The organism is Pseudescherichia vulneris (assembly GCF_902164725.1).
Taxonomy (GTDB): domain Bacteria; phylum Pseudomonadota; class Gammaproteobacteria; order Enterobacterales; family Enterobacteriaceae; genus Pseudescherichia; species Pseudescherichia vulneris.
In genome coordinates this window covers 1,902,135-1,913,888 of the sequence record NZ_LR607338.1, presented here as the reverse complement: position 1 = coordinate 1,913,888, position 11,754 = coordinate 1,902,135, and the positions used below count along the sequence as shown (strand labels likewise).

The following is an 11,754-nucleotide window of genomic DNA, read 5'->3' as shown; positions in this document are numbered from 1 at the left end:
ATGGGCCGGATAAACACTAATTAAATAATACCAATGGGCCAGTGATGGCCAATCAGATAGAGGATCCCTGCCGCCACGATCCCGGCGACGATATCATCAACGATGATCCCCATCCCGCCGTGCACGTTGCGGTCGAACCAGCGGATCGGCCACGGCTTCCACATATCAAAGATACGGAACAGCACAAACCCAGCAGCCACCCACTGCCAGTCGTTAGTGGGTAGCGCCATCAGGGTGATCCACATCCCGATAAACTCATCCCAGACGATGCTGCCATGGTCATGCACGCCCATATCCTTTGCCGTCTGGTGACACAGGTAGACGCCAATACAGATAGAGAGCATCACGACCATGGAGTAGAGCTGCCACGGCAGAAAGGTCATCAGATACCAGAACGGGATCGCCGCCAGCGAACCCATGGTGCCCGGCACCACAGGACTCAAGCCGCTGCCAAAACCGGTGGCCAGCAGGTGCCACGGGTTACGCAAGTTCAGGCGGCTTTTGGCGATATCTTTAGTGCGCGGCAAAATGGTCATATCCTTTCCAGTCAAAAGTCACTGCCCTGCCCTCGCGGGTAAAGTTGATGCCGTCGATATCGGCGCTCATCCGCCCGATGCAGGTATACGGAATGCCAAGCTGACCAATCGCTACCTCCAGCGCACCGCGATTTAACTCGGGCACGGTGAAGCAGAGTTCGTAATCTTCGCCACCGCCCAGCGCCCAGCGCAGGGCCTGGTCTGGAGCCACATGGCGACGCAGGGCATCCGAATAGGGCAGCGCATCCACGTCGATCATCGCGCCGCACTCGCTGGCCTGCAAAATGTGCCCCAGATCGGAGATCAGCCCGTCGGAGAGATCGATAGCCGAGTTAGCCAGATCGCGCAGCGCCTGGCCGTGCAAAATACGCGGCGTCGGGCGCAGATGGCGTTTGACCAGCCAGTCGGCGTCTTTGGGATCGTCTACCTGCAAACGATCCTGGAGGATCGCCAGTCCGGCGGCGCTGTCTCCCGGCGTGCCGGTGACGTAGATCCAGTCTCCAGGCTTCGCGCCAGAGCGTTTCAGCGCCCGGCCCACGGGAACGTAGCCGTGAATACCCAGCGTCATGGAGAGCGGCCCGCGCGTCGTGTCGCCGCCGATGAGCTGCATATCGTAGTAGCTAAGCTGCTCGAACAGGCTGTCGCTAAACGCTTTCAGCCAGGGCTCGTCGACCTCTGGCAGGGTCAACGCAAGGGTCAGCCACGCCGGGTCAGCACCCATCGCCGCCAGATCGCTCAGGTTCACCGCCAGCGCTTTGTAGGCCAGGTCGGCAGGATCGATATCCGGGAGAAAGTGGATGCCCGATACCAGCGTATCGGTACTGATTGCCAGGGTCTGTTTTTCCGGAACGTTCAGCAGCGCGCAGTCATCGCCGATGCCGGTTTCGACATCCAGGCGCGCGCGTCTGACACGGTTAAAGTAACGGGCAATAAGGGAGAATTCGCCGCATGCCATACGTTATGCCTCAGCAGAATAAATGAGTAAGGCCGGGGCGAAGCGGCAACTGCGCTCCGCCGTACCGGCCTTGAGATTACTTTTTGTGGGGGCGGATCGCGGGTGCGGCTTTATCCAGCACGCCATTCACAAACTTGTGGCTGTCTTCTGCGCCAAACGTTTTTGCCAGTTCAATGGCTTCGTTGATGGCAACCTTGTACGGCACGTCATCACGTTTGGAGAGTTCGAACAGCGCGATACGCAGTACCGCTTTCTCAACCTGGCCCAGCTCTTCAAGCAGGCGGGACAGATAGGGCTTCATCAGGCCGTCGAGATATGCGCTGTTAGTCGCCACCCCGGACAGCAGCTCGCGGAAGTAAGCGATGTCAACGTCTTTGACATCCTGTTCCGCCAGGAACTGGTATTCAACATCGGCGATGTCGTTCTGGGACAACTGCCAGGAGTAAAGCGCCTGGACGGCACACTCACGGGCGCGGCGACGAGCAGCAGGTTTCACGGAATTCCCCTTACAAAAATCAGCCTTGAATGGCTTTCAATACATTAATCATTTCAAGCGCGGTCAGTGCTGCTTCAGCACCCTTGTTACCCGCTTTCGTGCCAGCGCGTTCGATGGCTTGTTCAATACTTTCAGTGGTGAGCACACCAAAGGCTACCGGAATGGCGCTCTCCTGAGCCACGTGCGCCAGGCCGTTGCTTGCGCCGCCCGCGACGTATTCGAAGTGTGCCGTACCGCCACGGATCACCGTGCCGAGCGCAATAATCGCATCGTATTTACCGGCTTTTGCCAGCGCACCCGCCGCCAGAGGCAGCTCATAAGCACCTGGAACCCAAACAACGGTGATGTTTTCATCTTTAACCTGGCCGATACGCTTCAGGGCATCGATAGCACCTTCCAGCAGGCTGTCGTTGATGAAGTTGTTGAAACGCGCAATGGTGATGGCGACGCGAGCGTCCGGGGCAGCAACAGTAGCTTCAATAATGTTCATAAACTTACCTTAGGGTTCTCATATAGCCCCCGCAGGGGGGCGGATTTTATCATACTATTTTACGCACTGCTTCCCTTTTACGAGCGCACTACGCGGGGATCAGATGCAGGCACAGATCCGGGCCTACCTGACGGATTTCGGTGAACTTAAGCTGCGGCGCGTCGGCCAGGCTCTCAAGCCCTGGCAGAACGCAGAGGCCACGTGCCTCGCTGCCTAACAGCTTCGGAGCCAGATAGACAATCAGCTCGTCCACCAGCCCGGCCTGCAGCAGCGCGCCTGCCATCTGCGCGCCCGCTTCTACCCAGATGCTGTTAATCTGCTGGCGTCCCAGCAGCATCATCATTGAGACCAGATCGAGATGGCCGTTATGTTCAGGAACCAGAATGTGGCGCACCCCGTCCGGCCACTGGCGCTCGTCGGCGCGGGTGCGGGCAAACCAGGTTTCGCCCGGCTGCTGAACAAGACGATGCGTCGGCGTCACGCGGTTCTGGCTGTCAACAACGATACGCACCGGCTGGCGCAGATCTGCCTGGGCATAACGCGCCTGGGTATCGGCACCCAGCTCGTCCCAGCGGACGGTCAGAGCCGGATCGTCCGCCAGCACCGTGGCGCTGCTGGTTAATATCGCGTGGCTCTCGGCGCGCAGGCGCTGAACGTCCCGGCGCGCTTCGGGCGAAGTGATCCACTGGCTCTCGCCGTTAGCCATCGCCGTGCGTCCGTCCAGCGACGCACCGAGCTTGAGCTGGATCCACGGGAAGCCGGTACGCATGCGCTTGAGGAAGCCGCGGTTAAGCCGCTCGGCCTCGCTCATCATCAGACCGTGACTGACCTCGATTCCCTCCTGGGCGAGACGATACAGCCCCCGGCCCGCCACCTGCGGGTTGGGATCCTGCATCGCCGCAACGACGCGGGCGACACCGGCGTTAATCAACGCCTCGCAGCAGGGCGGCGTCCGGCCATGGTGGCTGCACGGCTCCAGCGTCACGTAGGCAGTGGCACCGCGGGCGCGCTCACCCGCCATACGCAGGGCGTGCACCTCGGCATGGGGCTCACCGGCGCGGAAGTGGAACCCTTCCCCGACGATCTCACCCTCTTTCACAATCACGCAGCCCACGTTCGGATTAGGATGGGTCGTGTAACGCCCGCGCTGCGCCAGCTTCAGCGCGCGAGCCATGTATATCTCGTCCTGCTTATCGTCCTGCTTATCTTCCAGCATGAGCCTAGTCCTGTAAGCGGGCGATCTCTTCGCCGAATTCGCGGATATCTTCAAAGCTGCGGTAGACGGAGGCAAAGCGGATATAGGCCACTTTATCGAGCTTTTTAAGCTGCTCCATCACCAGGTTACCGATCATCTTGCTGGGCACCTCGCGTTCACCGGTGGCCCGCAGCTGGGACTTAATATGGTTAAGGGCCATCTCGACGTCGTCGGCGCTGACCGGACGTTTCTCCAGCGCTTTAAGCATGCCGCTGCGCAATTTGTCTTCGTTAAACGGCTCGCGGACCTCGTTGCTCTTCACGACGCGCGGCATCACCAGCTCTGCCACTTCAAAGGTCGTGAAGCGCTCGTTGCACACCAGGCACTGGCGGCGGCGGCGTACGGAGGAGCCTTCGCCCACCAGGCGAGAGTCAATTACTTTGGTATCCACGGCGAAACAGAATGGGCAATGCATACGGCGTCCTGAAGATAAAATTAACTGAAATCTATTTTAACCTGATATGCCGCGACAACAAAGGCATCAGCACTTTTGGGATAAAGGATTGATGCTAAGCGTGTCCGAACGATCTACCCTTACAGGCAATAACTTGTTTAAGGAAACCGTTATCATGACAAGACGTTATCTGAAGCTCGCCCTGCTGGGGAGCCTGTTTACTCTTAGCGCCTGCGCCCAGCAGAGCGAGGTGCGTCAGCTGCATCAGAGCGTGAGCACGCTCAATAAAGAGATGAGCAAGCTCAATCAGGAGACGGTGAAGATCACCCAGCAGAACAGCCTGAACGCCAAGTCAGAGAGCGGCGTCTACCTGCTACCGGGTGCCAATACCCCAGCGCGTCTGAACAGCCAGCTCGGTATGCTACGTATGTCCATGAAGGATATCGCCCCCAACGCGGGCGGCACGCGTCTGACGCTGCTCATCCAGGGCGAGTCGAATACACCGCTTCCGGCCTTTAGCGGCACGGTTGAGTGGGGACAGATTCAGGGTACCACCGAAAATCCGCAGGAAGTTAACGTTCAGAACCAGCTGATCAGCGCCCCAGCCAGTACCCTTGCCCCAAGCGACGTCAGCGTGCCGCTGCAGCTCAACGGCATCACCCCTGAGCAGCTTGGCTTTATCCGCATCCATGACATTCAGCCAGCCAATATGCAGTAACGTCATATTCGGTTACTTTCTGTAAGGGCGCAGCGCCGCCCTTTTGCCTCGCTCACACCTATTTACCTCCCCTTACAAACCTCAAATATTGGCAACGTCGCGGAATGCCAGTACAATCGCCCCGTTTTATCTACGCAAACGTGAACGCAATCGATTACGTAGATGATGGATATGTGAAACAACACATATTTTTGTGAGCAAGGAAACTTATAATAGGCCCGCAGAAATACGAAACATTTTGAAAAGCATCAACCGCGTCCTTTCGATCCCATCAGGGACTTTAATCAGTGGCATAAATATGAAAAAAACATTACTCGTCGCCGGTGCGGCACTCGCGCTCTCTTCCACCTTCGCCGTTAATGCGGCCGAAACCAGCAACAGCGAGTTCGTCTCCGACTGGTGGCATCAGAGCGTTAACGTGGTAGGCAGCTACCACACCCGTTTCGGGCCGACCATTCGTAACGATACCTATCTGGAATACGAAGCGTTCGCCAAGAAAGAGTGGTTCGACTTCTATGGCTACATGGATGCGCCGGTATTCTTCGGCGGTAACAGCACCGCGCAGGGTATCTGGAACCACGGCTCCCCGCTGTTTATGGAGATTGAACCGCGCTTCTCGATCGACAAGCTGACCGGCACCAGCCTGGCGTTTGGTCCGTTCAAAGAGTGGTACTTCGCGAACAACTACATCTACGACATGGGCCGTAACAAAGCGGGCCGTCAGAGCACCTGGTACATGGGTCTGGGTACGGATATCGATACCGGCCTGCCGATGAGCCTCTCCCTGAACGTCTACGCGAAATACCAGTGGCAGAACTACGAAGCGGCGAACGAGAACGAGTGGGATGGCTACCGCTTTAAGGTGAAATACTTTGTCCCGATCACCCAACTGTGGGGCGGCCAGCTGAGCTATATCGGCTTTACCAACTTTGACTGGGGTTCCGAGCTGGGCGACAAGGATTTCCGCGATCTGAACGGCATGCAGGCGCGTACCAACGACTCTATCGCCTCCAGCCACATTCTGGCCCTGAACTACGATCACTGGCACTACTCGGTGGTGGCGCGTTACTGGCACAACGGTGGCCAGTGGAATGACGATGCCAGCCTGAACTTCGGCAGCGGCAACTTCAACGTCCGCTCTACCGGCTGGGGTGGTTACCTGGTAGCAGGTTACAACTTCTAAGCTTTCCGGGCCTACAAAAGCACGACAGGTAGGCCGGATAAGCGCAGCGCCATCCGGCGTCAGGCATAAAAAAAGCCAGCTTAATCGCTGGCTTTTTTGTTGGCTTTTTTTGCTGGAGAAGCGTCGGTTAAGGCAGAATTGACGGCTGATCCGCCCCCTCTTTCTCTACCTTCTGCTGCAGCAGATGCTCACGCTTCATCCCAAGCTTCAGCGCCAGCGCCGAGGCCACGTAGATGGACGATGCCGTACCGATGGAAACACCGATCAGCATGGTCAGCGAGAAGCCCTGGAGCATTGCGCCACCGAAGAGATAGAGCATCAGGATCACCACCAAGGTGGTGCCTGAGGTGATCAAGGTTCGGTGCAGCGTCTGGGTCAGCGACACGTTAAAGATCTCGTAAGGTGTACCGCGACGGATTTTGCGGAAGTTCTCACGAATACGGTCGGAAACCACGATGCTGTCGTTAAGCGAGTAGCCGATAACAGACATCAACGATGCCACGATGGTCAGATCCACTTCGATCTGGAACAGCGACAGCACACCCATGGTAATGATCACGTCGTGCGCCAGGGCGATAACTACGCCCGCCGCCAGTCGCCACTCAAAGCGGAAGCCGACGTAAACCAGGATGGAGATCAGCGCGACCAGCAGCGCCATGGCACCGTTCTGTGCCAGATCGGCACCGACGCTTGGCCCCACGAACTCGATGCGTTTTACCGCTGCGTTCTGGTTGGTGGCCTCGTTAATGACGCTCACCACTTTGCTGCCCAGCGCCTGACCACCGGTTGCCCCTTCGGCAGGTGGCATGCGCACCATCACGTCACGGCTGCTGCCGAAGTTCTGCAGCAGCGGATCTTCAAAACCGGCTTTCTGCAGCGCGTCACGCATCATGTCCATATCGGCCGGTTTTTCCAGCGAGATTTCAATGACCGTACCGCCGGTGAAGTCGAGACCCCAGTTAAAGCCGCGCACGCCGATGATGATAATCGACAGGATCAGCAGAAACCCGGAGATGCCGAAAGCCCAGTAATCCCAGCGCATAAAGTCATAGACTTTACGCCCGTGGTTCAATTGTTCAACAGTATATTCCTGTGCCACAACGCACTCCTCAGATAGACAGCTTGTTGATGCGTTTGCCGCCGTACAACAGGTTTACGATGGCACGTGTACCGACGATGGCGGTAAACATTGACGTCGCCACACCGATACCGGTAGTAATCGCAAAGCCTTTAATTGCCCCGGTGCCTACGGCATACAGGATGATGACCTTAATAAGCGTCGTGACGTTAGCGTCAAAGATGGAGCTAAACGCGCCTTTGTAGCCTTCGTCGATCGCCTGCTGAACCGAACGCCCGTTGCTCAACTCTTCTTTGATACGTTCGTTAATCAGCACGTTCGCATCCACGGCCACCGCAAGGGTTAAGACGATCCCCGCGATACCCGGCATGGTCAGGGTTGCCCCCGGCAGCAGAGACATTACGCCGACGATCAGCACCAGGTTGGCAATGAGCGCAGAGGTCGCGATCAGACCAAACTTCTTATAGAAGAAGATCATGAAGATGATGGAGGCAGCGAGGCCCGCCAGACACGCTTCCAGACCCTGCTGAATGTTCTGCATCCCAAGGGTTGGGCCGATGGTGCGCTCTTCAACAATCTGGATTGGGGCAATCAGCGCGCCCGCACGCAGCAGCAGCGAGAGCTGACGCGCTTCGTTCGGGTTGTTGATGCCGGTGATGCGGAAGCTGTTGCCGAGGCGAGACTGGATGTTGGCGATGTTAATCACCTCTTCCTGCTTCACCAGCACGGCACGACCGTTGGCATCTTTCTTACCGCTGTCCTTGTACTCCACAAACAGGGTCGCCATCGGCTTGCCGATGTTGTCCTTGGTGAAGTTAGACATGATGTTACCACCGGCGCTGTCCAGCGAGATGTTAACCTGCGGCTGGTTGTACTCATCCTGGCTTGAGGTGGAGTCGGTGATGTGATCCCCGGTCAGAATAACGCGTTTGTACAGCACAACCGGCTGCCCTTCGCGCATCTGCTTCACTTCCGAGTCGCCCGGTACGCGGCCTGATGTAGCAGCGGAGCTGTCCGCGTTGGTATTAACCAGACGGAACTCCAGCGTTGCGGTCGCACCCAGGATCTCTTTCGCACGTGCGGTGTCCTGAATACCCGGCAGCTCAACGACGATACGGTCAGCGCCCTGACGCTGCACCAGCGGCTCAGCAACGCCCAGCTGGTTAACGCGGTTGCGCAGAATGTTGATGTTCTGCTGCACCGCGTACTCGCGGGCTTCGCTCAGGCGAGCATCGGTCATCACCGCACGCAGCGCGTTGCCGCCCTGGGTGTTGATAACCAGATCGCGGTGGCGCGGAGTCAGATAAGAGATAGCAGCGTCACGTGCCGCGCTGTCGCGGAACACGATGCTCATACCGTAGTTATCTTCTTTGCGCACGTTGGTATAGGCAATGCCTTTCTCGCGCAGGTCGCTGCGCAGGCTGTCCATGTTCTGCTCCTGGAGCTTGCCGAGCGCGGTGTCCATATCCACTTCCATCAGGAAGTGCACGCCGCCACGCAGGTCGAGGCCGAGTTTCATCGGCTCCGCTTTCAGCATGGAGAGCCAGCGCGGGGTGGCCGGAGCAAGGTTCAGCGCCACAACGTACTTATCGCCCAATACGCTCATCATCGCCTCACGGGCGCGCAGCTGCGTATCGGTGGAGTCAAAGCGGGCAAGGATCGCACCCTCTTCCAGTGCCACAGACTTAGCGGTAATTTTTTGTTCTTGTAAAGTATTCTGGACCTGGATCAGCGTTTGCTCACTGGCGGCGACACCGCGCGCGCCAGTGATTTGAACAGCCGGATCCTCACCATAAAGGTTGGGAAGTGCGTAAAGCAGGCCGACGACAATGACGACGACCAGCATAATGTACTTCCACAAAGGATAACGGTTTAACACGGCAGTTCCCTTTGGGAAAACAGTAGATTACAGCGCCTTCATGGTGCCTTTCGGCAGAACGGCAGCTACGAAGTCACGTTTGATAACCACTTCAGTGGTGTCGTTCAGCGCGATAGCAATGTAGCCAGTTTCCGCTACTTTGGTTACGCGGCCAACCAGACCACCGTTGGTCAGCACTTCATCACCTTTAGCGATGGAGTCCATCAGCTTTTTGTGCTCTTTGGTGCGTTTCTGCTGCGGGCGCAGGATCATGAAGTAGAAGATCAGACCGAAGACGACCAGCATCAGGATCAGAGACATCGGGCTACCCTGCGCCGGTGCACCTGTTGCCGCTACAGCATCAGAAATAAAAAAGCTCATTTAAATTCCCTCATTATTAAAATTAATCAACGTTCAAAGGTGGAACCGGTCGACCCTGACGTTCATAGAAATCGGTCACGAAGCTCTCTAATTTACCCTCTTCGATAGCCTTACGTAAACCAGCCATTAAGCGCTGATAGTGACGCAGGTTATGAATGGTATTGAGGCGCGCGCCCAATATTTCGTTGCAACGATCAAGATGATGCAAGTAAGCGAGCGAATAATTGCGACACGTATAGCAATCACACTCTTCATCCAGCGGACCCGTATCGCTTTTGTACTTCGCATTACGGATTTTTACGACGCCGTTAGTGACAAACAGGTGACCGTTACGCGCGTTACGCGTTGGCATGACGCAGTCGAACATATCGATGCCGCGACGCACACCCTCGACCAGATCTTCCGGCTTCCCTACGCCCATCAGGTAACGTGGTTTATCCGCCGGGATCTGCGGGCAGACATGCTCCAGGATGCGGTGCATATCTTCCTTCGGCTCACCGACAGCCAAACCGCCGACAGCGTAGCCATCAAAGCCAATCTCTACCAGACCCTTGACCGAGATATCGCGTAAATCTTCGTAAACGCTGCCCTGGATAATCCCGAACAACGCGTTTTTGTTACCCAGCGAGTCGAAGCGATCGCGGCTGCGCTGCGCCCAGCGCAGGGACATCTCCATCGAGCGCTTGGCGTAGTCCCAGTCGGCAGGGTACGGCGTGCACTCGTCGAAGATCATCACGATGTCGGATCCGAGATCGTATTGGATCTCCATCGATTTTTCCGGATCGAGGAAGATCGGATCGCCATTGATCGGGTTGCGGAAGTGCACACCCGCTTCGGTGATTTTACGGATATCGCCGAGGCTAAAGACCTGGAAGCCGCCGGAATCGGTCAGGATCGGGCCTTTCCACTGCATAAAGTCGTGCAGATCGCCGTGCAGCTTCATGATCTCCTGGCCAGGACGCAGCCAGAGGTGGAAGGTGTTACCGAGGAGGATCTGCGCACCGGTGGCCTCAACCTCTTCCGGGGTCATCCCTTTTACCGTGCCGTAGGTGCCCACGGGCATAAAAGCAGGCGTCTCAACGACGCCACGATCGAACACCAGGCGGCCGCGACGCGCGCGACCATCGGTGGTATCAAGTTCAAATTTCACTTAACTCTCCAGCATCAGAAAAACAGTCTGACGTTTAAACCGGTGTCGCGGACTTATTCCCCGACACGCTCATGAATAGCGGAAGGATTGTACGTGATAAACATCGCGTCGCCGTAGCTAAAAAAGCGATATTTCTCTTCTACGGCAGCGTGATAGGCATTCATCGTGTGCTGATACCCCGCAAATGCCGATACCAGCATAATCAGCGTCGACTCCGGCAGGTGGAAGTTGGTCACCAGCGCGTCGATCACTTTGTACTGATAGCCTGGGTAGATGAAGATCTGCGTATCGCCAAAGAAGGGTTCGATAAGATCGCTTTTCGCCGCCTGGGCCGCGCTCTCCAGCGAGCGTACCGAGGTGGTTCCCACGGCAATCACGCGATTACCGCGTGCTTTTGCGGCCAGCACGGCGTCAACCACCTCCTGCGGTACCTCGGCATACTCCGAGTGCATGATGTGGTCTTCAATGCTGTCGACGCGCACCGGCTGGAAAGTCCCCGCGCCGACGTGCAGGGTGACAAAGGCCTGTTCAATACCCTTCTCGCGCAGCGCGGCCAGCAGCGGCTCGTCGAAGTGCAGGCCCGCCGTTGGCGCAGCAACCGCCCCCGGCTTTTCGCTGTAGACAGTCTGGTAGAGCTCGCGGTCGGCGTCTTCATCCGGACGGTCGATATAGGGCGGCAGCGGCATATGGCCGATGGCGTTGAGGATATCCAGCACCGGGCGCGCATCGTTAAACTCCACCTCAAACAGCGCATCGTGACGCGCTACCATGGTGGCCTGGATGCTCTCATCGTCGCCCAGCAGCAGCTCTGCTCCCGGCTTCGGCGCTTTAGAGGCGCGAATATGTGCCAGAATACGTTTATCATCGAGCATGCGTTCGACCAGCACTTCAATCTTGCCGCCGCTGGCTTTACGGCCAAACAGGCGGGCCGGGATGACGCGGGTATTGTTAAACACCAGCAGATCGCCCGGGTTGAGCTTATCGAGCAGATCGGTGAAAGTACCATGCGTCAGCGCCCCCGTCGGCCCGTCAAGCGACAGCAAACGACAGCTGCTACGCTCAGGCTGCGGATAGTGGGCAATCAGGGATTCAGGTAGTTCAAAGGAAAAATCGGCAACACGCATGACGCTAACTCAAGACATAATTAAGAGGCGGGTAGTCTAGTGCCGGGGCGTGCTCCCTGCAACCGTTACCCGCCTGTGGATAAAGAATAGACTATGAATTTTCTCGCTCATTTGCATCTTGCTCATCTTGCTGGCA

At 57.1% G+C, this 11,754-nt stretch carries 14 protein-coding genes; 3 read left to right on the top strand and 11 right to left on the bottom strand.

The features are described from left to right. Positions 1-20: 20 nt before the first annotated feature. The 6 genes from pgpA to nrdR form a co-directional block, all read right to left on the bottom strand. Entirely contained in the window at positions 21-536 is a 516-nt protein-coding gene (pgpA, locus tag FN633_RS08155; protein WP_144814456.1) for a phosphatidylglycerophosphatase A, read from the bottom strand. Further along, the gene (gene thiL, locus FN633_RS08150; RefSeq protein ID WP_154057365.1) at positions 514-1,491 is read right to left on the bottom strand and encodes a thiamine-phosphate kinase; all 978 of its coding nucleotides are present in this window, start codon (positions 1,489-1,491) and stop codon (positions 514-516) included. Before thiL ends, pgpA begins: the two co-directional genes overlap by 23 nt. A 76-nt stretch (positions 1,492-1,567) precedes the next feature. Then, on the bottom strand, positions 1,568-1,987 hold the full coding sequence (gene nusB / locus FN633_RS08145; protein WP_042391578.1) for a transcription antitermination factor NusB: 420 nt from the start codon (positions 1,985-1,987) through the stop codon (positions 1,568-1,570). Positions 1,988-2,006: 19 nt separating this feature from the next. Beyond that, a complete protein-coding gene (gene ribH / locus FN633_RS08140) occupies positions 2,007-2,477 on the bottom strand; it encodes a 6,7-dimethyl-8-ribityllumazine synthase (protein ID WP_042391577.1) in 471 nt (156 codons plus the stop codon). A gap of 88 nt (positions 2,478-2,565) precedes the next feature. Next, positions 2,566-3,693: a bifunctional diaminohydroxyphosphoribosylaminopyrimidine deaminase/5-amino-6-(5-phosphoribosylamino)uracil reductase RibD gene (ribD, locus tag FN633_RS08135; protein WP_154057364.1), complete on the bottom strand. Its 1,128-nt coding sequence runs from the start codon at positions 3,691-3,693 to the stop codon at positions 2,566-2,568. A gap of 4 nt (positions 3,694-3,697) precedes the next feature. After that, entirely contained in the window at positions 3,698-4,147 is a 450-nt protein-coding gene (gene nrdR / locus FN633_RS08130) for a transcriptional regulator NrdR (RefSeq protein ID WP_042391575.1), read from the bottom strand. A 154-nt stretch (positions 4,148-4,301) separates the two neighbouring features. Here nrdR and FN633_RS08125 point away from each other — a divergent pair, with 154 nt between their 5' ends. Continuing rightward, positions 4,302-4,844 carry a SadB/YajI family lipoprotein gene (locus FN633_RS08125; protein ID WP_154057363.1) on the top strand — a complete coding sequence of 181 codons (543 nt, stop codon included), beginning with the start codon at positions 4,302-4,304 and terminating at the stop codon, positions 4,842-4,844. 298 nt (positions 4,845-5,142) lie between these two features. Next, positions 5,143-6,027 (top strand): nucleoside-specific channel-forming protein Tsx, encoded by an 885-nt coding sequence (locus FN633_RS08120; protein ID WP_154057362.1) that lies wholly within the window; start codon positions 5,143-5,145, stop codon positions 6,025-6,027. Positions 6,028-6,154: 127 nt separating this feature from the next. Here FN633_RS08120 and secF read toward each other — a convergent pair whose 3' ends face one another. From secF to queA, 5 genes are read right to left on the bottom strand one after another with little or no spacing between them, the layout of a single operon-like run. Next, a complete protein-coding gene (secF, locus tag FN633_RS08115) occupies positions 6,155-7,126 on the bottom strand; it encodes a protein translocase subunit SecF (protein ID WP_042391573.1) in 972 nt (323 codons plus the stop codon). Between the two features lie 10 nt (positions 7,127-7,136). After that, positions 7,137-8,984, bottom strand: a complete 1,848-nt coding sequence (secD, locus tag FN633_RS08110) for a protein translocase subunit SecD (protein WP_072015237.1) — start codon at positions 8,982-8,984, stop codon at positions 7,137-7,139. Between the two features lie 27 nt (positions 8,985-9,011). Further along, a complete protein-coding gene (yajC, locus tag FN633_RS08105) occupies positions 9,012-9,344 on the bottom strand; it encodes a preprotein translocase subunit YajC (protein WP_012904809.1) in 333 nt (110 codons plus the stop codon). 22 nt (positions 9,345-9,366) lie between these two features. Further along, entirely contained in the window at positions 9,367-10,494 is a 1,128-nt protein-coding gene (gene tgt, locus FN633_RS08100; protein ID WP_144814488.1) for a tRNA guanosine(34) transglycosylase Tgt, read from the bottom strand. Between the two features lie 53 nt (positions 10,495-10,547). Next, positions 10,548-11,618, bottom strand: a complete 1,071-nt coding sequence (queA, locus tag FN633_RS08095) for a tRNA preQ1(34) S-adenosylmethionine ribosyltransferase-isomerase QueA (protein ID WP_042391570.1) — start codon at positions 11,616-11,618, stop codon at positions 10,548-10,550. Positions 11,619-11,711: 93 nt separating this feature from the next. On the opposite strand from queA, the gene FN633_RS18565 reads away from it, so the two are divergent. Further along, the coding region (locus tag FN633_RS18565; RefSeq protein WP_279538305.1) for a hypothetical protein at positions 11,712-11,754 on the top strand (43 nt) is incomplete at its 3' end.